The sequence below is a fragment of the Sphaerisporangium sp. NPDC005289 genome, assembly GCF_040607455.1.
Classification (GTDB): domain Bacteria; phylum Actinomycetota; class Actinomycetes; order Streptosporangiales; family Streptosporangiaceae; genus Sphaerisporangium; species Sphaerisporangium rhizosphaerae.
Map to the genome: position 1 here is coordinate 63,116 of NZ_JBEXGS010000017.1, position 24,501 is coordinate 87,616.

The following is a 24,501-nucleotide window of genomic DNA, read 5'->3' on the forward strand; positions in this document are numbered from 1 at the left end:
ATGGCGTACTGGCACCGGCGGCTCGCCCTGCTTCCGCAGGAGACGGTCCTCCCGATCGACTTCCCGCACCCGCCGGCACCCGCCGCGGGCCGCGAGACGCGCGTCCGCACGCTGGCCGGTCCCGCCGTCGCGTTGGCGGGCGATCCGCGCGAAGACGCCGGTCCCGAGGACCGCCTGCTCGCCGCCTACGTCGCACTGCTGTACCGCTACGGCGGCACGGGCGATGTCTGCGTCGGGTACGACGGGTTGCCGCTGCGGGTCGGGGTCGACGGCGGCACGGGCTTCGGCGAGCTGGTCCGGCGGGTGGCCGCCGCCCGCGAGGAGGCCCGCGCGCACCGCGTCCCGCTCTCCCGCCTCGTGTCGGACCTGCGGCCCGAGCCGACGCGCGGCGGCGGCCTGTTCTTCACCACGGCCGTGGCGATCGGCGGCGTCCGGGCGGCGCCCGCCGCCGGGCCGCTGGACGCGTCACCGGAGGCCGCGGGACCGCTGGACATGTCACTTGAGGCGGCAGGACCGCTGGATGTGTCACTGGAGATCGTGACGGTGGCGAGCGCGGAACCGCGCGAAGCCGCCGCAACCTACGAGGCGCGCCTGACCTACCGCCCCGACCTGTTCCACGGCGCGACCGCCGACCGGATGCTCGGCCACTACGAGACGCTGCTCGCCGACGGGCTCGCCCGGCCGCAGGTCCCGGTCGCCGAGCTGGAACTGCTCACCGCCGAGGAGCGCCGCCGCGTCCTTGCCGAGTGGAACGACACCGCCCACGAGGTCCCGTCGCTCACCTGGCCCGAGATGTTCGCCGAGCAGGTTCGCCGCCGGCCGGACGCCGTCGCCCTCGTCTTCGAGGACCTCGCCCTCACCTACGCCGAACTGGACGAGCGCGCGAACCGGCTCGCCCACGCGCTGATCGCGCGCGGAGCCGGACCCGAGCGCGTCGTCGGCCTCGCCCTGCCCCGGTCGGCCGAGCTGATCGTCGCCGAGGTGGCCGTCCTGAAGGCCGGCGCCGCCTACCTGCCCCTGGACACCGACTACCCGGCCGGCCGCATCGCCTACATGCTGGCCGACGCCGTGCCCGTCTGCCTGGTCACCACCGCCGACTGCCTGGTCACCACCGGCGGCGCCCTGGACGGGATCCCGCCGTCCGACGGCGTCGGCGTGCTCCTCCTCGACGCGCCGGAGACCGCGCGCGAGCTGGCGGCCCGCCCGGTCCACGACCCCTCCGAGGCCGACAGGGGACGGCTGTCGGTGCTCAACGCGGCCTACGTCATCTACACCTCCGGCTCCACAGGACGTCCCAAAGGCGTGGTGCTGTCGCACGCGGGCGTTGCCAAGCTGGTCGCCACCCAGAGCGAGCGGTTCGGCGTCGGGCCGGACAGCCGGGTCCTGCAGTTCTCCTCGCCCAGCTTCGACGTGGCCTTCTGGGACCTGTGCCTCGGCCTGCTCTCCGGAGGCCGTCTGGTCGTCGTACCGTCCGAGCTGCGGGTGCCCGGCGCGCCGCTCGCCGACTACGCCGACGCCAACGGCATCACGTTCATGATCCTCCCCCCGGCCCTGCTCGCCGCCATGCCACAGGACGTACGGCTGCCGCCCGCCGCCACATTGCTGGCAGGCACCGAGCGGGTGTCGCCCGAGCTGGTCGGCCGCTACGCGCGCGGCCGGATGATGTTCAACGCCTACGGTCCCACCGAGGCGACCACCAACTCCACCCTCGGTCTGTGCGACCCCGACATCCCCTCCGGCGCCATCGTGCCCATCGGCGTCCCCGACCCCGGCGCCCGGGCCTACGTGCTGGACGCCCGCCTGCGCCCGGTGCCCGCCGGGGTCGCCGGCGAGCTGTACCTCGGCGGGGCCGGCCTGGCCCGCGGCTACCTCGGACGCGCGGACCTGACCGCCGAACGGTTCGTCGCCGACCCCTTCGGCCCGCCGGGCGAGCGGCTGTACCGCACGGGCGACCTGGTGCGGTGGAGGTCCGACGGACGGCTTGAGTTCCTCGGCCGTGCCGACTCGCAGGTGAAGATCCGCGGTTTCCGCGTCGAACCCGGTGAGATCGAGTCCGTGCTGCGGGGGCACCCGGCCGTGGACCAGGTCGCGGTGGTGGCCCGCGAGGACCGGCCGGGCGACCGGCGGCTGGCCGCCTACGTCGTCCCCTCCCTCACCGCCGGGCCGGGCCGCGAGGAGACCGAACAGGTCGAGAAGTGGAAGGACCTGCACGAACTGCTCTACTCGGCCGCGGGCTCGGAGGGCTTCGGGGAGAACTTCGCCGGCTGGAACAGCATGTACGACGGCCTGCCCATCCCGCTCGCCGAGATGCGGGAATGGCGGGACACCACGGTCGCCCGCATCAGGAAGCTGCGGCCCCGCCGGGTGCTGGAGATCGGCGTCGGCAGCGGGCTCATCCTCGCGAGCCTCGCCCCCGGCTGCGAGGTCTACTGGGGCACGGACCTCTCGCAGGAGGCCGTGCGGACGCTGCGCGCCCGGGTCGCCGCCGAGCCGGAGCTCACCGGCCGCGTCGAACTGCGCACCCAGCCCGCGCACGACGTCACCGGGCTGCCCGAGGGCCTGTTCGACACCGTGGTCGTCAACTCCGTCGCCCAGTACTTCCCGAGCGCGGAGTACCTGTCCGACGTGCTGCGCCAGGCCGGGACGCTTCTGGCCCCGGGCGGCAGCGTCTTCGTCGGCGACGTGCGCAACCTGCGGCTGCTGCGCTGCCTGCGAGCCGCGGTCGAGACCCGTCGCGGCGCGTACCCGCAGGACAAGAAGGCCCTGCTCTCCGTCGTCGACCGCTCGGCGAACTGGGAGGGTGAACTGCTGCTCGACCCGGACTTCTTCGCGGCCCTCCCCGGCTTCACCGCCGACATCCGCCTCAAGCGCGGCGCCGTTCACAACGAACTGACCCGCTACCGCTACGACGTCGTCCTGCGCAAGCACGAGCCCCAGCCGGCCGCCGCAAGGCCCGAGCAGGCCGAATCCGGATCCGGGACCGGAGAAACCCGGCCCGGCGCGGAGAAGTCCGACCGGGCCGAGCTTCACAAGGGGGAACCTGGGCGGGCCGAGCTTCGCGAGGAGAAGTCCGGACGGACCGAGCTTCGCAAAGGGGAGTCCCAGCGGGCCGAGCTTCGCGAGGAGGAGATCGGGTGGGCCGAGCTCGGAGGGATGCACGGGCTGGAGGCGCGCCTGGCCGCGGGCCCCGCCCGGCTCCGGGTCGGCGCGGTGCCCAATGCGCGGCTCGCCGAGGACCTCGCCGCACTGTCCGCCATCGAGGACGGCGGCCGTCCCGCCCCGCCGGTGGAGGCCGCCGACCCCGAGACCCTGCACGCGCTCGGGGCCCGCCACGGCTACCAGGTGGCCGTGACCTGGAACGGCCACGCCGACGACGGTGGCCTCGACGTGGTCTTCGCCGCCGGGGACGCGCCCCTCGGCGCCCTTTACCGTCCGGCCGCCGCCTTTCCGCACGCCAACCGTCCCGCGCCGTTCCGCGATGTCGCCGCCCTGATGAAGACCCTGCGCTGGTACGCGGCCGAACTGCTGCCCGAGTACATGATCCCGTCGGCCTTCGTCCCCCTGGACCGGCTCCCGGTCACTCCGAGCGGCAAGCTCGACGGCTCCGCGCTCCCTGCGCCCGAATACACCGCGCTCAGCTCCGGACGCGCCCCGCGCGGCGCCCGCGAGGAGCTGCTGTGCGCCCTGTACGCCGACGTGCTGGGCCTGGCGTCCGTCTCCGCCGACGACGACTTCTTCGCCTTCGGCGGCGACAGCATCGTCGCCATCCGGCTGCTCGTCCGCGCGCGCGAGGCGGGGCTGCGGCTCACCTCCCGCGACGTGTTCCGCCACCGCACCGCCGCCGCTCTCGCCGAGGTAGCGGTGGACCGCACGGCCGGCGGACCCACCGGACCGGGCGGCTCGGGCACATGCACGGGCACGGGCACGGGCACCGGCACGGGCTCGGGTTCGGGTTCGGGTTCGGGCACCAGTTCGGGTTCGGGCTCGGGCACGGGCACGGGCTCGGGCACAGCTACGGGCACCGGTACCGGTATGGGAACCGGTACAAGCGCCGGGACCGGGGCAGGCGCGGTAACCGGCACCGGTACGGGCGCCGCCATGGGTCAAGGCGCCGGCACGGGACCTGACATCGGTACGAGCGCCCTCATCCATATGGATGGCGGTGACGGCGGGACCGCCCTTGACGGGGCGGGCGCGGCCGGAGCGGTGCCGGGCGCGGCGGACGGGCCGCTTCTGCGGCTCGCGGAGGGCGAGCTCGCCGAGGTGCAGGGTGACCACCCGGTCGCCGTCGAGGAGGTGCTGCCGCTCAGCCCGCTCCAGGAGGGGTTCTACTTCCACTCCCTGCTGGACGGTACGGACGGCGACGCCTATGTGGTCCAGCAGATCATCGAACTGGCCGGTCCGGTCGACGGCGAGTCCCTGCGCCGAGCCGCCCAGGGGCTGTTGGACCGGCACGCTCCGCTGCGGGCCTGCTTCCGCCGGCGTCCGGACGGACGGCCGGTACAGATCATCGCCGACCGGCTGGAGCTGCCCTGGCGCGAGGTAGGCCCGTCCGGGGACGACGAGCAGCGCCGTGCCGTCGCGGACTCCGTCGCGGCCGAGGAACGCGAGCGCCGCTTCGACCTGGCCCGCCCGCCCCTGGTGCGGTGCGCGCTGGTCCGGCTCGGGCACGACCGGAGCGTCCTGGTACTGACCTTCCACCACATCGTGGCCGACGGGTGGTCGCTGCCGATCCTCCACCGCGAACTGATGGCCCTGTACTCCGCCGTCTCCGAAGAGGCTTCGTCGCAGGTACCGGACGCGGGGGCCGAGGTGGCCGGGTTGCCGCCGGTGGCTCCGTACCGCGAGTACCTGCGCCGCCTGGCCTCTGCGGACCGGGACGCCGCACTCGCCGCCTGGCGGGTCGCGCTCGCGGGGCTCGATGAGCCGACCCGCCTGGTGGCCGCCTCGGCGGGCGACGGGCGGCTGAGGCCAGGGCAGGTGCGCGTCGAGCTGCCCGAAAACGTCACCGCGCGGCTCGCGGCACGGGCGAGAGGGCACGGGGTGACCCTGGGCGCGGTCGTCCAGAGCGCGTGGGGTCTTCTCCTCGGACGCCTGACCGGCAGCCAGGACGTCGTCTTCGGCACCACCGTCTCCGGCCGGGACGCCGAGGTGGACGGCATCGAGTCCATGGTCGGCCTGTTCATCAACACCCTGCCGACCCGTTTCCGGTGGCGGCCCGCCGACAGCCTGGCCGAGCTGGCAGGGCGGCTCCAGGCCGAGCAGACCAGCCTGCTGGACCATCAGCACCTCGGGCTCGCGGAACTCCAGCGCGCCGCCGGGCTCGCCGGCCGTGGCGAGCTGTTCGACACCCTCGTGGTCTTCGAGAACTACCCCGCGGAGACCGGTGCGGCCGACCCCTCGGGAACGCTGAGGATCACCGGCCACGAGTTCCGCGACGCCGTCCACTACCCGCTCGCCCTGATCGTCAAGCCGGGGCGCCGGCTGGACCTGCGGCTGAAGTACCACGCCCAGCGCCTCGACGACGAGGCCGTTCTGCGGATCGTCGACCGGCTCACCCGCATCCTGCGCGCCGTGGCCGACGATCCCGCGCAGAACGCCGCCCGCGTCGGCCTGCTGTCGGACGGCGAGGCGGCGCGGGCCCGGCTCGCGGGCGAGGAACGGCAGGTCGCCGAGACGACTCTGGCCGCCGCCTTCGAGGCCCAGGTCGCCCGGACGCCGCAGGCCACGGCCGTGATCTGCGAGAGCGAGTCCCTCACCTACGCGGAGCTGGACGCGCGCGCCGAGATGCTCGCCCGCCGCCTGCGGGCGCGGGGCGCGGGCTCCGGACGGGTCGTCGCGGTCGCCGTCCCGCGCTCGGCGGAGCTGATGGTGGCCCTGCTCGGCGTGCTGAAGTCGGGCGCGGCCTACCTGCCGCTGGACACCGACTACCCGGCCGACCGCATCGCCCACATGCTGGCCGACTCGGGGACGGACACGGTGGTGACCACCGCCGCCGCCTCCCGCCGGCTCCCCGGAGCGAGTGCCGTCACCCATCTCCTCCTCGACCCCCCGGCAACCCCGGCCGACCCCCCGGCAACCCCGGCCGACCCCCCGGCAACCCCGGCCGACCCCCCGGCAACCCCGGCCGAGCCGCCGCGCTCGGCCGTGGCGCGGCCGGCCGGCGCGACGACCGGGGCGGCTGCGGGCCGGCCGGCCGGTGACGTCCACGGGGTGGGCTCTGTGGTGGGTGACATCCATGGGGTGGGCTCTGTGGTGGGAGAGGTCCATGGGGTGGGCTCTGTGGTGGGCGAGGTTCACGGGGTCGGCTCTGTGATGGGGGACGTTCACGGGGTTGGCTCGCTGGCCGGTGATGTCCAGGGGGCGGATTCCCGGCTCGGGAGCGCCGGGCCGGACGACCCGGCGTATCTGATCTACACGTCGGGATCGACCGGCCGCCCCAAGGGCGTCGCCGTGACCCACAGGGCGATCGTCAACCGGCTCGCCTGGATGCAGGGCGAGTACGGGCTGCACGCCGACGACCGTGTGCTGCAGAAGACGCCGTCCAGCTTCGACGTGAGCGTCTGGGAGTTCTTCTGGGCGCTGTGCGAGGGCGCCGCCGTGGTGCTCGCCAAGCCCGACGGGCACCGCGACCCCGTCTACCTGGCCGCGCTGATCGGCGAGCAGCGGGTCACGACGATGCACTTCGTGCCGTCGATGCTCGAAGCCTTCCTGAGCGCCGGCGAGGTCACCGCCGACCTGTCATGGGCGGCGAGCCTGCGACGGGTGTTCAGCAGCGGCGAGGCCCTGCCGGGCGCCGCCGCCGCGCGCTGGCACGCACTCACCGGAGTGCCGCTGCACAACCTGTACGGCCCGACCGAGGCGGCCGTCGACGTGACCTACCACGCCTACGACGGGTCGGACGGCACCACCGTCCCCATCGGCCGCCCGGTGTGGAACACCAGGCTGCGGGTGCTGGACTCCTGCCTGCGCGCGGTACCGGCCGGCGTGCCCGGCGAGCTGTACCTGACCGGCGTCCAGCTCGCCCGGGGATACCACGCCCGCCCAGGCCAGACCGCCGAGCGGTTCGTGGCCGACCCCTACGGCGCGGTCGGCGGCCGCATGTACCGCACCGGAGATCTGGTGCGCCGCCGCGAGGACGGCGTCGTCGAGTACCTGGGCCGCACCGACCGGCAGGTGAAGCTCCGGGGCAACCGCATCGAACTGGGCGAGGTCGAGGCCGCTCTCACCGCCCTGCCCGCCGTTGCCCGGGCGGCGGTGACCGTTCGCGGATCCACCCTGGTCGCCTACATCGTCCCGGCGAAGCCCCCCGGCCCTGCCGGAGACGGCACCGTTCCGGCAGGGAACGGAAAGCACGGGTCGGAGGCGGTCAGGGGCGGCGCCGCTGTGGAGGCAGGCGGGGAGCGTGGTCGGGATACGGCCGGAGATGGCGCCGCTGTGGTGCTAAGGGGAGAGGGCGGGGTCGACGTGGCCGCGCTGGGCGCCGCCCTGGCCGGGACGTTGCCCGCGTCCATGCTGCCCGGGGCGTACGTCGAGCTGGACGCCCTGCCGCTGACCCCCAGCGGCAAGCTCGACCGCGACGCCCTGCCCGCCCCGCGGGCGGTACGCGCGACGGCGCGTACCCCGCGCGACGAGCGCGAGCGCGTTCTTGCCGAGATCTTCGCGGCCGTGCTGAAGCTCGGCGAGGCCGGCGTCGACGACGACTTCTTCATGCTCGGCGGCGACAGCATCAGCTCGATCGGCGTCTCCAGCCGCGCCCGCCGGGCGGGCTTGACCCTGAGTCCGCGCGACGTCTTCGAACACCGCACCCCCGCCGCCCTGGCCGCCGCCCTCGGCGGCGCGGCCTCCGACGCTGCCGCCTCCGACGGCGCGGCCTCCGACGCTGCCGCCTACGCCATCGCCGTCACTCCTACCCGCGACGCCGCCGCTGATTACGTTGCCGCCGCCTTTGCTGCTGCCAGTGCCGGTGACGCTGCGGATACCGGCACCGGTGCGGGTGACGGTGACGGTAAGGGTGAGCGGGGCGCCGGGTTCGAGCTCACCGCTGACGAGTACGCGCGGGTGCGGCGGCTCGGCGGTGGTGACGTGACCGACGTCTGGCCGCTGGCGCCGCTCCAGGAAGGACTGTTCTTCCACTCGACCTACGACGACGGCGCCCTCGACGTCTACACCGTTCACGAGTCGTTCGACTTCGCCACCCGCCTGGACGCCGGCCGCCTGCGCCAGGCGACCAGGGTGCTGCTGGCCCGCAACCCCGGACTGCGCGCCGGCTTCACCAGCGCCGAGCTGCGCCGGCCTGTGCAGTTCATCGTCGCCGACCCCGGGATACCGCTCGAAGAGGCCGACCTGTCGGACCTGCCCGCCGCCGAGCAGGACGCGCGGCTGCGCGAGCTGATGGACGCCGAGCGCACCCGCCGGTTCGACCTGGCCCGGCCGCCGCTGTTCCGGATGCTGCTGATCCGGCTCGGCGAGGCCCGGGGTGACCGGCTGGTCATCGGCCGGCACCTGCTGCTGTGGGACGGCTGGTCGGCCTGGATCTTCCTCGCCCAGCTGTTCGCCCTCTACGAGACCGGCGGCGACGAGCGCGGGCTGCCGCGCCCTGGCTCCTACCGCGACTACCTGACCTGGCTGGAGTCACAGGACCCGGCGACCGCCGCCCGCGCCTGGCGGGCCGCGCTGGCGGGCCTGGACGAGCCCACGCTGCTCGCGCCCACCGCGGGCGGCGACATGGGGGCGGTCATCCCCGAGAGCCAGGAGATGCTCCTGCCCAAGGATCTCGGCGACCGGATGCGCGACGCCGTCCGCCGCCGGGGACTGACGCTCAACACGCTGCTCACCACCGCCTGGGGCCTGGTGCTGGCCGCCGCGACCGGCCGCTTCGACGTCGTCTTCGGCACGACGGTCGCCGGCCGTCCGAGCGAGGTGCCGGACGTCGAGAACGTCATCGGCATGTTCCTCAACACCGTTCCCGCCCGCATCGCCTTCGACCCGGCCGAGCCCGTGCTGGACCTGCTGCGGCGCGTCCAGGGCGAGCGCCTGGCCCTCATGCCGCACGAGTATCTGGGCCTCGGCGTCCTGCAGGCCGAGACCGGCCATCGGCGGCTGTTCGACACGCTCTTCGTGATGCGTGACAACGACACCGAGGAGCGGCTCGCGGAGCTCGCCGACCGGTACGGCGCCACCGCCGTGGCCAACGTGGACGCCACCCACTATCCCGTCAACCTCGTCGTGACGCCGGGGGAGCGCATCCGGGTCACCCTCGCGCACCGGCCCGACGTCATCGGCCCTCCGCGAGCCCAGGAACTGCTGGACCGCTTCGCCCTGCTGCTGGAGCGGCTGGTGGACGACCTGGACGCGCCCGTCGGCCGCCTGGGCCACACGCTGCCCGCCGAACGCGCCGAACTGGAACGGGAACGGGCCGCCGGCCGGGTGCCCGTCCCGGAGGAGACCATCGCCGACCTGCTCGCAGCCCAGGCCGCCCGCACTCCTGAGGCCACGGCCCTGGTCTTCGGCGGTCTGAGCGTCACCTACGCCGCCCTTGACGCCCGCGTCAACCGCATGGCGCGGCTGCTGCTGGCGCGGGGCGCGGCGCCCGAGAAGATCGTGGCGCTGGCCCTGCCCCGCTCCGTCGACATGGTGGCCGCGCTGTTCGCCGTGCTGCGCACGGGCGCGGCCTACCTGCCGCTCGAGCTGGACCACCCCGACGACCGGCTCACGATGACGCTGGAGGACGCCCGTCCGGCCCTGCTGCTGACCACCGGCGCCGTCGCGCCGCGGCTGGAGGGTGGCGTGCCCGGCGTCCCGCGCGTGCGGCTCGACGACCCGGTGGTGGCCGGGGAGCTGGCGGGGCTGTCCGGCGGCCCGGTCACCGAGGCCGACCGTCCCCGCTTCAGCCTGGAGCACCCGGCGTACGTCATCTACACCTCGGGCTCCACCGGCCGTCCCAAGGGCGTCGTCACCCCGTACCGCGGGCTGACGAACATGCACCTCAACCACCAGAAGGAGATCTTCGACCCGGCCGTCGCCTCCGCCGGAGGCCGACGGCTGCGCGTCGCCCACACGGTGTCCTTCGCCTTCGACATGTCGTGGGAGGAGCTCCTGTGGCTGGTCGAGGGGCACGAGGTGCACGTGTGCGACGAGGAGCTGAGGCGCGACGCCGAGGCCCTGGTCGCCTACTGCGAGCACCACCGCGTGGACGTCGTCAACCTCACCCCGACCTACGCGCACCTGCTGATCGAGCAGGGGCTGCTCGACGGGCACCGCCCGCCGCTGGTGCTGCTCGGCGGGGAGGCGGTGTCCGAGACGGTCTGGAACCGGCTTCGGGACACCGAGGGCACCTACGGTTACAACCTCTACGGGCCCACCGAGTACACGATCAACACCCTCGGCGGCGGCACGGGCGACAGCTCCACCCCCACCGTCGGGCGTCCCATCCGCGGCACCCGCGCCCACATCCTGGACGCCTGGCTGCGCCCGGTTCCCCCCGGCGTCCCCGGCGAGCTGTACATCGCGGGCATCGGCCTGGCCCGCGGCTACCTCGGCCGTCCCGGGCTGAGCGCCGAGCGGTTCGTCGCCGACCCTCACGGCGAGCCGGGGGAGCGCATGTACCGCACGGGCGACCTGGTGCGGCGCCGCGCCGACGGGAACATCGACTTCCTGGGCCGCACCGACGACCAGGTGAAGATCCGCGGTCACCGGGTCGAGCTGGGAGAGATCGAGACCGCCCTCGCCCGGCACCCGGAGGTGGCCCAGGCCGCCGTGGTCGCCGCCGACGACCCCTCCACCCCCGGCGCCAGGCGCCTGGTGGGGTACGTCGTGCCCGCCGAGCCCACCGGCGAACGGCGGGAGTCGGCGGAACGGGAGTGGATCGGCGAATGGCGGGAGATCTACTCCGAGGAGTACGAGCGCATCGGCACCGCCGTGTTCACCGAGGACTTCGCGGGCTGGGACGGCAGCTATGACGGGGAGCCCATCGCGCTGGAGCACATGCGCGAGTGGCGCGAGGAGACCGTCGCCCGCATCCGCGAGCTGCGCCCGCGCCGCGTCCTGGAGATCGGCGTCGGCTCGGGGCTGCTGCTGTCGCGCCTGGCGCCCGAGGCGGAGGCGTACTGGGCGACGGACTTCGCCGCGCCCGTGATCCGCAAGATCGGCGAGGACCTGCGCCGGGACTCCGCGCTGGCGGCCAAGGTCGAGCTGCGCTGCCAGGCCGCGCATGACACCGAAGGGCTACCCGCCGGCTACTTCGACACGATCATCATCAACTCCGTCATCCAGTACCTTCCGGACATCGACCACCTGACGGGGGTCATCCGCGGCGCCATGGGGCTGCTGGCGCCGGGCGGCGCCCTGTTCGTCGGCGACGTGCGCAACCTCCGGCTCGCCCGCGCCTTTCACACCGGCGTCCAGCTGGCCCGCTCGGCCGGCGACACCGGCGACACCGGCGACACCGGCGACACCGGCGGCCCGGACGGCCCGGACGGCCCGGACGGGCGCGAGGCCGCCGAGCGCCTCCACGCGGCCGTCGAACGGGGGATCGCGCTGGAGAAGGAACTGCTCGTCGATCCCGACTACTTCTCCACCCTGGGCTTCGGCGTCGACCTGCGCACCAAACGCGGGCACCACCACAACGAGCTGACCCGCTACCGCTACGACGCCGTCCTCTACAACGGCGAGCCCGACGTCCGCCTCGGCGACGAACCGGTGCTGCCCTGGACCGACGCGCTCACCGGCCGGCAGGACGACGCGCCCGCGACCGCCGGACCCGCCTCCGGCGAGGATCCGCCGAGAGAGGCAGGGGGGCTGGCCCGCCGCCTGCGGGAGACGCGGACCGGGCGGCTGCGGGTGACGGGCGTCCCCGACGCCCGCGCGGGCAGCGAGCACGGCGCCACGGTGGACGGGGGAGTCGAGCCCGAGGACCTGCACGCGCTCGGGGCACGGGAGGGCTACCGCGTCCTCACCACCTGGTCGCGCGAGCCGGGCGCCTACGACGCGGTCTTCGTGCGGGGGGACTTCCGCCTCACCGCGGGCCTCTACCTGCCGGGAGGCGGCACGCCCCCGTACGGCAACACCCCGGCCTCGGCGGCCGGCGCGAGCGGCCTGCCGCGCCGCCTCCGGGAGGATCTGCGGCGCCGGCTTCCCGACTACATGGTCCCGGCCGCGTTCGTCACCCTCGACCGGCTGCCCATGAACGACAACGGCAAGCTCGACGTGCGCGCGCTGCCCGCGGCCGAACCGGCGGCGCCGCTCGCCGGCGGGCGGGGGCCGGCGACACCGGAGGAAGAGGTGCTCTGCCGCCTGTTCGCCGAGGTGCTGGGCCTGCCGGCCGTGGGCGCCGAAGACGACTTCTTCGAACTCGGCGGCCACTCGCTGCTCGCCACCCGGCTCATCAGCCGGGCTCGCGCGGAGCTGGGCGCCGAACTGGCCATCCGCGACCTGTTCGAGGCCCCGGCGCCCGCCCTGCTGGCCGGTCGCGCGAGCGCCGGCCGCCCGGCCCGCCCAGCCGTCGAGCCCGTGGCCGACCGTCCCCGGCGCGTCCCGGTGTCGCCCGCTCAGCGGAGGCTGTGGCTGGCCGAACGGCTCAGCGGCGGCGACGCCTACCACTTCCCGCTGGTCTTCCGCGTGCGCGGCGCGCTGGACACCGGCGCGCTCCACCACGCCCTGCGCGACGTGGTCGCCCGCCACGAGGCCCTGCGCACCGTCTTCCCCGAGGCCGGCCCCCCGCCCACCACGCCCGCGCCCGACCAGGCCGGCCCGTACGGGGCGCCCTCGTCCGAGGAGGAGGCCGCGCAGTACAGGGTGCGCCCGTCCCTAGAGGAGTCCCGGCCAGGAGTACGCCTTCCTGCGGAGGAGGCCGGGCCGCACGGGGTGCGCCCGTTCATGGACGAGGCGGGGCCGTACCAGTTCATTCTGGATATCGATGAGATCGGGTCGTTCTTCCATGCCGAGGACTGCCCGCCGGAGCGGCTGGAGGACAGGATCGCGGCGGCGGTGGCCCGGCCGTTCGACCTCGCCGTCCAGATCCCGCTGCGGGCCGAGGTGCTCAGGGCCGGGCCGCTGGACCACGTGGTGGCGATCGTGCTGCACCACATCGCGACCGACGAGTGGTCCGACCGGCCATTCCTCACCGACCTCGACGCCGCCTACCGGGCCCGCCGCGAGGGCCGGGCGCCCGAATGGGCGCCGCTGCCGGTGCAGTACGCCGACTACACGCTCTGGCAGCGGCGGCTGCTCGGCGACCCGCCGGACCCGGCCCACCCGGCCCACCCGGCCCGCCAGGCCGACCCGTCCCACCCGGCCCGCCGGGCCGACTCGACGCAACCGGCCGACTCGACGGACTCGTCGGATCCGGCCGACTCGGGTGGCGAGGGCGCGCGGCAGCTCGCGTTCTGGACCGGGACGCTGGCCGGGCTGCCGGAGGAGATCCCCCTGCCGCTCGACCGGCCCCGCCCGGCAGAGCCGACCGGCCGCGGCGGCCAGGTGCGCGCGGAGCTGCCCGCGGCCACCGCCCGCGCCCTGCGCGCCCTGTGCGCCGAGACGGGCACCAGCATGTTCATGCTGCTCCAGGCCGCGATCGCCACCCTGCTGCACCGGATGGGCGCGGGCACCGACATCCCGCTGGGCGCCCCCATCGCCGGGCGCACGGACAGCGCCCTGGACGACCTCGTCGGCTTCTTCGTCAACACCTTGGTGCTGCGCGCCGACCTGTCCGGCGACCCGACGTTCAGGCACCTGCTGGCCCGGGTCAAGGACGCCGACCTGGCCGCCTTCGAGCACCAGGACCTGCCGTTCGAGCAGGTCGTCGAGGCGCTCAACCCGCCGCGCGTGCCGGGACGCAACCCGCTGTTCCAGGTGATGCTCGGCTACCACCACCGTCCCGGCGGCGATCCGCGGGTGCTGGACCTGCCCACCGAGTGGTGGCCGGCCCGCGTGCACACCGCTAAGTTCGACCTGGACTTCACCTTCGTCGACCACGCCGGCGAGGACGGCCTGACCCTGCTGCTGGAGTACGCCGAGGACCTGGCCGACCACGGTACGGCCCGTGCCATGGCCGGCCGCGCCGTCGCGCTGCTGGGCCTGCTCGCCGCCGGACCGGACGTGCCGGTCGGCCGGCTGTCCGTGCTGACCGAGGAGGAGCGCCACGCGTCGCTGGGCGCCTGGAACGACACCGCGCGGCCGGTGGAGCGGCGCGCGGTCCCTGAACTGTTCGCCGAGGCCGCCCGCGCGCACCGCGACCGCGTCGCCCTGGTCGCCGGCGGCCGGACGCTGACCTTCGGTGAGCTGGCCGCCGAGGCCGACCGCGTCGCCGGGCTGTTGCTGCGGCACGGGGTGAGGATGGGGGATGTGGTGGGGCTGGCCCTGCCCCGGGCCGAGATGGTGCCGGCCATTCTGGGCGTGCTCGGCGCGGGCGCCGTCTACCTTCCGCTCGACCCTGCCTACCCGGCCGAACGCCTCGCCTACATGCTGGACGACGCCGCGCCGGCCCGCGTGCTCACCACGGCGGCCATCGCGCCCGGCCTGCCCGCCGCGCGAGGCGGCGTCCTGCTGCTGGACGACGCCCGGCACGGCGCCGCCCGGCCGCACGGCCGTCCCCTCGGCGCGATGCCGGTGCCGGAGCCGCTGCCGGGGGGCGAGGTGCCGGGGTCGAGGGTCACGGTGCCGGGGGGCGAGGTGCCGGGGTCGAGGGTCACGGTGCCGGGGGGCGAGGTGCCGGGGTCGAGGGTCACGGTGCCGGGGGGCGAGGTCCCGGGGCCGAGGGTCACCGTGCCGCCGGGCGCGGTGGCGTATGTGATCTACACCTCCGGGTCCACCGGCCGGCCCAAGGGCGTGCTCGGCACCCACCGCGGTCTCGGCAACCTGTTCGGCTCGCACCGCGCGGACCTCATCGACCCGGCCGTGCGCGCCGCCGGAGGCCGCAGGCTGCGCGCGGCGCACGCCGCGTCGTTCAGCTTCGACGGCTCCTGGGAGCCGATGCTCTGGCTGCTCGCCGGGCACGAGCTGCACGTCGTCGGCGAGGACACCATGACCGATCCGGCCGCGCTGCTGGCCTACCTCGCCGACCAGCGCGTCGACTTCGCCGACCTCACCCCGACCTACCTGCGGGAGCTGATCCACCACGGCTTCCTGGACCCCGGCCGTCCCCGCCCGGGTGTCATCGCGGTCGGCGGCGAGGCCACACCGCCCCCGCTGTGGGACCGGCTGCGCGCGCTGCCGGGGACGGTGGTCCACGATCTGTACGGGCCGACCGAGTGCGCCGTCGACGCCTACGGGTGGCACGGACCGAGCCCGGAACGCCCTGAGCCGTGGGCCGCGCCGCTGGCCAACACCCGCGCCCACGTGCTGGACGCGATGCTGCGGCCGGTGCCCGCCGGGGTGCCGGGCGAGCTGTACCTGGCGGGTGAGGGACTGGCCCTGGGATACCTCGGCCGGCCCGGGCTGACCGCCGGGCGGTTCGTCGCCGACCCCTTCGGCGGGCCGGGCGAGCGCATGTACCGTACCGGCGACCTGGTGCGGCGCCGCGCCGACGGCACGCTCTCGTTCCTCGGCCGGGCCGACGACCAGGTGAAGCTGCGCGGGTTCCGCATCGAGCTCGGCGAGATCGAGGCCGTGCTCCGCGCCCATCCCGACGTGGCGCAGGCCGCGGTGACGGTCCGCGAGGACGTCCCCGGCGAGCGGCGGCTGGTCGCCTACGCGGTCCCCTCCTCCGGACGGGGCGCCGACCCCGTCGCGCTGCGGGCGCACCTCGCCGCGGCGCTGCCCGGCCACATGGTCCCCGCCGCTTTCATGGAACTGCCCGCCCTGCCCAGGTCGATCAGCGGCAAGCTGGACCGGCTCGCCCTGCCCGTCCCCGACGCGGCGGCGGCCCCCGCCTCCGGGCGGCGTCCTCGCGACGCCCGCGAGGAGATCCTGTGCGAGCTGTTCGCCGCCGTGCTGGGGGTCGGACGGGTCGGCGTGGACGACGACTTCTTCGCGCTCGGCGGCCACTCACTGCTGGCGATGCGGCTGGTCAGCCGGGTTCGCGCGTCGCTCGGCGCCGAGGTGAGCCTGCGCGCGGTCTTCGAGGCGCCCACCGTCGCCCGGCTCGCGGGACGGCTGCGCGAGGCGCCGGGAGGCGGGCCCGCTCTGGCCCACGCGCCCCGCCCCGAGTTCCTGCCGCTGTCCTTCGCACAGCAGCGCCTGTGGGTGCTGCACCGGCTGGAGGGCCCGAGCGCCACCTACACCCTCCCGGCGGCCTGGCGCCTGTCGGGCGAAATGGACCTCGGCGCCCTCCGCGACGCCGTGCGCGACCTGATGACCCGGCACGAGAGCCTTCGCACGGTGTTCCCCGAGCGGGACGGGCGCGCCCACCAGCGTGTCCTGCGCCCCGAAGAGGTCCCCGCCGTCGTCCGCTTCGAGCGGGTCGCGCCGGACGCGCTCGCCGGGCGGCTGGCCGGGGCCGCCGGGCACGGCTTCGACCTGGACCGCGAACCGCCGCTGCGTGCCTGGGTGTTCGAGGTGGCGCCGCGGGAGCACGTGCTGCTCCTGGTGGTCCACCACATCGCCGGCGACGAGTGGTCGGACCGGCCGCTGTGGCGCGACCTGTCCACCGCCTACCGTGCCCGCCGCGAGGGCACGGCGCCGCGGTGGGCGGCGCTGCCCGTCCAGTACGCCGACTACACCCTCTGGCACCGCGACGTGCTCGGGGACGGCGGCGACCCCGGCAGCCTGGAGGCACGCCAGCTCGGCTTCTGGCGCCGGGCGCTGGCCGGGCTGCCGGAGGAGCTGGCGCTCCCCGCGGACCGGCCGCGTCCCCTGGAGAGCGGCCACCGCGGCGGGGCGGTCGGCCTGTCCATCCCAGCCGAGCTGGAGCGCGGCCTTCGCGGGCTCGCCCGTGGCCACGGCGTCAGCATGTTCATGGTGGCCCAGGCGGCCGTCGCCGCGCTGCTGCACCGGCTCGGCGCCGGTGAGGACATCCCCCTCGGCGCGCCGATCTCAGGACGCACCGACGAGCGCCTGGAGGACCTGGTCGGCTTCTTCGTCAACACGCTCGTGCTGCGCACCGACCTGTCCGGCGCGCCGACCTTCGGCGAGCTGCTGAGGCGGGTGCGCGAGAGCGATCTGGCCGCCTACGAACACCAGGACCTGCCGTTCGAGCGGCTGGTCGAGGCGATCAACCCCGCCCGCTCCCTGGCCAGGCACCCACTGTTCCAGGTGATGGTCGTCTACCTGGCCGACCAGGGCGGCGCCCCCGATCTGGCGGGGCTCGACGCCGAGCCCGAGCCGCTCGGCCAGGAGACCGCGAAGTTCGACCTGAGCTTCGACTTCGCCGAACAGGGCGACGGCCAGGGCATCCAGGGCTGGATCGAGTACAGCGCCGACCTGTTCGACCACGAGACGGTCGAGCGCATCGCCCGGCGGCTGGTCCGGCTGCTGGAACAGGTCGTCGCCGACCCCGGCGTCCAGGTGCGGCACCTGGAGATCATGGACGAGGAGGAGCGCAGGCTCGTCGCCGGCGCGTGGAACGCCACCGCGCGAGAAGTGCCCGCCACCACCCTGCCCGAACTGTTCCGCGCACAGGTGGCGCGCACCCCCGGCGCGCTCGCCCTGGTCTGCGGCGAGGATCGCCTGACCTACGCCGAGCTGGACGCCCGGGTCGAGCGGACGGCGCGGACGCTGGCCGCGATGGGCGCCGGCCCCGAGCGCACGGTGGCGGTCGCGCTGCCGCGCTCGGCCGACCTGGTCGTCGCCCTGCTCGCGGTACACCGGGCGGGCGCGGCGTACCTGCCACTGGACGCGGACCACCCGCGCGAGCGCGTCGAGCTCATGATCGAGGAGGCTCGCCCGGTGTGCGTGCTCCGCGAAGGGCTGCCCGATGGTCCTCAGGGAGAGCTGCCCGCGTCCTACGACCCCCGGCACCCGGCGTACGTCATCTACACCTCCGGGTCCACCGGACGGCCGAAGGGCGTGGTGGTGCCGCACGAGGGCATCGTCAACCGGCTGCTGTGGATGCAGGACGAGTACGCGCTGACGGCGTCGGACCGCGTGCTGCAGAAGACGCCGTCCGGCTTCGACGTGTCGGTGTGGGAGTTCTTCTGGCCGCTGATCACCGGGGCGGTGCTGGTGGTGGCGCGGCCCGAGGGCCACAGGGACCCCGCCTACCTCGCCGGGCTGATCCAGGACGAGCACGTCACCACCGTGCATTTCGTGCCGTCGATGCTGCGGGCGTTCCTGGCAGACCCGGGCGCCGCGCGGTGCTCGGGACTGCGCCGGGTGATGTGCAGCGGCGAGGCGCTGCCCGCGGACCTCGCCGCCCGATGCAGGGCTGTGCTGCCCGCCGAGCTGCACAACCTGTACGGGCCCACCGAGGCGTCCGTCGACGTGACGGCCACCCGGGTTCCGCCCGGCGCCGACCCGGTGCCGATCGGCCGGCCGGTGTGGAACACGCGGGCTCACGTCCTCGACGCCGCGCTGCGCCCGGTGCCGCCGGGGGTGCCCGGCGAGCTGTACCTGGCGGGCGTCCAGCTCGCCCGGGGGTACCTCGGCCGTCCCGGCCTGACCGGCGAGCGCTTCGTGGCCGACCCCTGCGGGCCACCCGGAACGCGCATGTACCGGACGGGCGACCTGGCGCGCTGGAACCGTGCGGGGGAGCTGGAGTTCCTGGGCAGGGCAGACGACCAGGTCAAGATCCGCGGCCTCCGCGTCGAGCCGGGCGAGGTCGAGGCGGTGCTGGCCCGCCACCAGGGGGTGGCCCATGCCGTGGTGGCCGTCCAGGACCAGCGCCTCATCGCCTATGTGGTGCCGGCCCCCGGAGCGACGGTGCTGAGCGCTGCCGCGCTGCGGGACCACGCCGGGGCCGCCTTGCCCGACTACATGGTCCCGGCGGGGTTCGTCACGCTGGACGCCCTGCCGCTCACCCCGAACGGCAAGCTCGACCGAAGGGCGCTGCCCGCCTTCGACTTCGCGGCCGGGGTGACCGGCGCCCTGCCGCGCACCCCGCGCGAGGAACTGCTGTGCGAGCTGTTCGCCGGCGTGCTCGGCCTGCCGCGCGTCGGAGCCGGGGACGACTTCTTCACCCTCGGCGGCGACAGCATCGTCGCCATCCAGCTGGTCGGCCGGGCACGTGCCGCCGGGTTGGTGATCAGTCCCCGGGACGTCTTCCTGCACAGAACCGCGACGGCCCTGGCCGCCATCGCCGGCGTCCAGGACGACGCGACTCACCCGGACGGCACGGGCTGGTCGGCCGCCGTGGGCGGTCTGGACGGCGCGGAAGGCCTGACCGGGGCGGCCGACGTGAACGGGGCGGCCGACGTGAACGGGGCGAACGCCGTGAACGGGGCGAACGCCGTGAACAGCGCGGCCGACTTGACCAGGGCGTACGACTTGACCGAGGCGTACGGCAGGACCGGGGCGCACGGCATGGACGGCGCCGGGGCGTCCGCCGGGCTGGTCGCCCTCAGCGAGGCCGAGCGCGCCGAGCTGCCGGTCACCGGCGTCGCCGGCGTCCTGCCGCTCACCCCGCTCCAGGCGGGCCTGCTGTTCCACGCGTCCTTCGACTCCGGCGAGGACGGGCCGGACGTCTACACCGTCCAGGTGACCTACGAGGTGGACGGCCCGCTGGACGCCGCCCGGCTGCGCGCGGCCGGGCAGGCGCTGCTGGACCGGCACGACAACCTCCGCGTCGGCTTCCGGTACCTGTCCTCCGGCCGCCCGGTGGCCGTCGTGCCGCGCGCGGTCGCCCTGCCCTGGCGCGAGGTGGATCTTTCCGGGCCGGGCGAGCTCGGTGAGCCCGACCGGGAGGCCCGGTGGACCCGTCTGCTCGCGCAGGAGCGGCGCCGGTTCACCCCGGCGGACCCGCCGCTGCTGCGGATGGCACTGGTGCGCATCGGCCCGGGCCGCCACCGCTTGGTTCTGTCCCACCAGCACCTCCTGCTGGACGGATGGTCGATCCCCCGGCTCATGCGCGAACTCGCCGACCTGTACGCGCACGGGGTCGACGGGGTCGACCATCACGGCTCGCCGGCGGCCCCGCCGTACCGGGAGTACCTCCGGTGGCTGGCGCGCCAGGACGCCGCCGTCTCCGCCGGCGCCTGGGCGGAGGCGCTGGACGGTCTGGCCGAGCCCACCCGTCTCGCGCCCGCCGACCCGAACCGGGCGCCGATCGTGCCCGAGACGCACACCACGCGTCTCACCCGGGAGGCGACCGAGGCCCTGTCGGCCTTCGCCCGCTCACGCGGCCTGACGGTCAACACCCTGGTGCAGGGCGCCTGGGGCATCCTGCTCTCCCGGCTGACCGGCCGCGACGACGTGGTCTTCGGCGCGACCGTCTCCGGGCGGCCCCCGGAGCTCGACGGCGTCGAGTCGATGATCGGCCTGTTCATCAACACGATCCCCGTCCGCGTACGGGTCCGCGAGGGCGAGAGCCTGGCGGCGTTCCTCGGCCGCCTCCAGGACGAGCAGTCTCGGCTCATCGCCCACCAGCACGTCGGCCTGGCCGACATCCAGCGACGAGCCGGCCTCGGCGACCTGTTCGACACGCTGGTCGTCTTCGAGTCCTACCCCGACGCCGAGGAGCCCGCGTCCGGGACCGCGGACGGCCTGCGTCCCGCCGTGCTCGACCACCAGGACTCGACGCACTACCCCTTCACCTGGGCGGTCGAGCCGGGTGAACGCCTGGCCCTCACCGCCGAGTACCGGCCCGACCTGTTCGACCGTGCGACGGCCGCGCGGATGGCGGCCTCGATGGCGCACATCCTCCAGACCATGCCGGCCGGCGCCGACCGGCTCGTCGGCCGCGTCGACGTCCTCACCCCCGCCGACCGCCACACCATGCTCATGACCTGGAACGGCATCCCGGACGCCCTCCCCACCGCCGCACGAGATCCGCGGTCCCTGGCGGTCCCAGGACTGTTCGAGGCGCAGGCGGCCGCCACTCCCGAGGCCGTGGCCGTGGTCGCCGGGCCGGTCCGCTGGACCTTCCGCGAGCTCAACGAGCGCGCCAACCGGCTCGCGCGGCTGCTCGCCGAGCACGGCGCGGGACCCGAGCGCATCGTCGCCCTCGCGCTACCGCGCTCAGCGGACTTCATCCTGGCCGTCCTCGCTGTGCTGAAGTCCGGCGCGGCCTACCTGCCGGTGGACGCGGACCTGCCCGCCGAGCGGGTGCTCGGCATGCTCGACGACGCCCGGCCCGTCCTGCTGGTGACCGGCGAGGACCTCGCGGGCGTCCTGCCGGACGGAGGCGTCCCGCTCCTCCGGCTCGACGCTCCCGAGACCGCTCGCCGCCTCTCCGCGCGGCGCGGAGACGACCTCGCCACCACCCCCGACCCGCGCCACCCGGCCTATGTGATCTACACCTCCGGGTCCACCGGCCGGCCCAAGGGAGTGGTGGTCTGCCACGGCGGCCTCGTCGCCCTCTTCCACAGCCACCGCCGGACGCTGCACGAGCCGGCCAGGCGTGCCACCGGCCGCCGTCATCTGCGCGTCGGCCACGCCTGGTCGTTCTCCTTCGACGCCTCCTGGCAGCCGCAGCTGTGGCTGCTGGACGGGCACGCGCTGTACATCCTTTCCGACGAGACGCGCCGCGACCCCGAGCTGACCGCCGAGGCCATCCGCGAGCACGGCCTGGACTTCATCGAGGTCACGCCCTCTTTCCTCGCGCAGATGGCCGCGGCCGGTCTGATCAGGGACGGGGAGTGCCCGCTCGCCGTGGTCGGGGTCGGCGGCGAGGCGGTGCCGGACGCGCTCTGGGCCGACCTGGCCGCCCTGCGCTCCACGGAGGCGTTCAACCTCTACGGCCCCACCGAGTCCACCGTGGACGCCCTGGTCGCCCGCGTCGGGGACAGCGCGTCCCCGCTGGTCGGCCGCCCGGTGGACGGCACCCGTGCCTACGTGCTCGACGCCGCGCTGCGGCCCGTCCCGCCCGGCGTCACCGGCGAGCTGTACCTCGCGGGCGCGGGCCTGGCCCGGGGGTACCTCGGCCGCCCGGGCCTGTCGTCCGAGCGGTTCGTCGCCGACCCGTTCGCCGGGCTGTTCGACCAGGCCGGCGCCCGCATGTACCGCACCGGCGACCTGGCCCGCTGGACCGCCGACGGCCGGTTCGACTACGGCGGCAGGGCCGACGACCAGGTGAAGATCCGCGGCTTCCGCGTCGAGCCGGCCGAGATCGAGGCCGTGCTGGACCGGCACGAGTCCGTCGCCCAGGTCGTGGTCGTCGCCCGCGAGGACCGCCCCCGAGTCAGACAACTGGTCGCCTACGTGGTCCCGTCCACGCCCGCCGACCCGGCCAACCCTTCCGGGCCCGCCGATCTTGCCGACCGTTCCGTGCCTGCCGACCCTGTCGGCCCTTCCGTGCCCGCCGACCCTGTCGGCCCTTCCGTGCCCGCCGACCTTGCCGACCTTGCCGACCTTGCCGACCGTTCCGTGCCCACCGACTCCGCCGATCATTCCGGGCCGGTCAACCCAGCCGACTGCGCGGCCCCGGCCGACTCCGCCGGCTCGGCCGCCCCATCCGGGCCCGCCGAGCCGGCCGCGCTGCGTGCCTACGCCGCGGCCCGTCTGCCGGAGTACATGGTGCCGGCCGCGGTGGTCGTCGTTCCGGAGCTGCCGCTGCTGCCCAACGGCAAGCTCGACCGCAAGGCGCTCCCCGCGCCGGACTTCACCACGCGCACCGGGCGCGAGCCGGTAGGCGAACCGGAGCGCACCCTCGCGGCCGTCGTCGCCGAGGTGCTCGGAGTGCCGCGTGCCGGCGCCGACGACGACTTCTTCGCCCTCGGCGGCGACAGCATCGTCGCGATGCAACTGGTCGGCCGGGCGCGGGCGGCGGGCTTGAGGATCACCCCGCGCCAGGTGTTCCAGCACCGTACGGTCGCGGCGCTGGCCACCGTCGCCGTCACGCTCGGCCCGGATGCCGGCGGCGGCGCGCACGACGAAGGTGCCGGCATGGTGCCGCTCACTCCGATCATGCACGCCATGCGGGAGCGCGGCGGCCCGATCAAGGGATACCACCAGGCGGCGCTGCTGCGGACCCCGCCGGACCTGGACGAGCCCACGCTCGCGTCGGTGCTCCAAGCCGTCGTGGACCGGCACGGCATGCTCAAGGCCCGCCTGGTGCGGACCCGGCCCGCCGCCGGCCACGCGGGGGAGCAGGCGCCGGCCTCCGGTGCGGTGGACCCGTCGGGGACCGGGCAGTGGTCCTTGCACGTCCCCACCCCCGGCACGACCGAAGCCCCGGGCACAACCGGAGCCCTCGGTACGACCGGAGCCCTAGGTACGAATGGCATCCACGGTGTGGCGGGCGCGGACGGCGCGGCCGGTGTGGCGGCTTGGCTTGTTCGGGTCGACACGGCGGGGGCCGACGAGACGGCGCTCCGCGCGGCGATCGCCGAGCACGCCCACGCCGCACGCTCCCGCCTCGACCCGGACGCGGGCGCCATGGTGCAGGCGGTCTGGTTCGACGCCGGCCGGGGCACGCCCGGGCGGTTGCTGCTGCTGGTCCATCACCTGGTGGTGGACGGCGTGTCCTGGCGGATCCTGCTGCCCGACCTGGCCGCCGCTTGGCGGGAGGTCACCGCCGGGCGCCCCCCGGCGCTCGCGCCCGTCGACGTGTCGTTCCGCCGCTGGTCGCGAATGCTGGGCGCCCGCGCCGTCGACCCCGCCCGCGAGGACGAGCTCCCGCTGTGGACCTCGATTCTGTCGGGCGGCGGCACCATCGCCGTGGCCGCGCCGCTCGACCCCGGGCGTGATGTGGTCGCCACCACGCGTCACCTGTCACTCACCCTGCCCCCCGACCGGACCGCTCCGCTGCTCGGCCGGGTGCCCGCCGCCTTCAGCGCGACCGTCAACGACGTGCTGCTGACCGCCCTGGCGCTGGCCGTCGCCGACCGGCACCGCCGGACGGGCGGGCGCAGCCCCGGCAACGCGGTCCTGGTGGACCTGGAAGGCCACGGCCGCGATGAGCAACTGGCCCGCGGCGCGGACCTGTCGCGCACGGTCGGCTGGTTCACCAGCGTCGTCCCGGTCCGCCTTGATCCAGGACCTGTGGACCTGGACGAGGCGCTCGCCGGTGGGCCGGCGCTCGACGAGGCGGTGGGCCGGATCAGGGAGCACCTGTCCTCGCTCCCCGCCGCCGGCATCGGACACGGCCTGCTGCGGCACCTGAACCCGGCGACGCGGCCGGAACTCTCCCGTCTCGGCGAGCCGGGTATCGAGTTCAACTACATGGGCCGTTTCGGCCGGCCCGACGCCGCCGACTGGTCCTACGCGCCCGAGGACGACGCCGCCGACCTCGACGCCGACCCCGGTATGCCGATGTCGCACGCGCTCACGGTCAACGCCCTGACCGAGGACCACCCCGGCGGGCCGGAGCTGACCGCCCACTGGTCCTACGCCTCGCGGCTGCTGCCGGAGGAGGCGGTGCGGGACCTCGCCGAGACGTGGTTCCGCGTGCTGCGAGCCCTGGTCGACCGCGCTGAGGCGCTGGGCGGCGACCGCTGACCACCACGACGACCCCCGACAACCGTTCCGCCGATC

Annotated in this window: 1 protein-coding gene; it reads left to right on the forward strand. The window is 75.1% G+C overall.

From position 1 onward, the window contains the following. Positions 1–24,465: a non-ribosomal peptide synthase/polyketide synthase gene (locus ABZT47_RS27000; protein WP_354847703.1), complete on the forward strand. Its 24,465-nt coding sequence runs from the start codon at positions 1–3 to the stop codon at positions 24,463–24,465. Positions 24,466–24,501 lie beyond the last annotated feature (36 nt).

Bases quoted from the DNA above. Each gene is read 5' to 3' on its own strand.
- ABZT47_RS27000 (WP_354847703.1), top strand. From the start codon at position 1: ATGGCGTACTGGCACCGGCGGCTCGCCCTGCTTCCGCAGGAGACGGTC.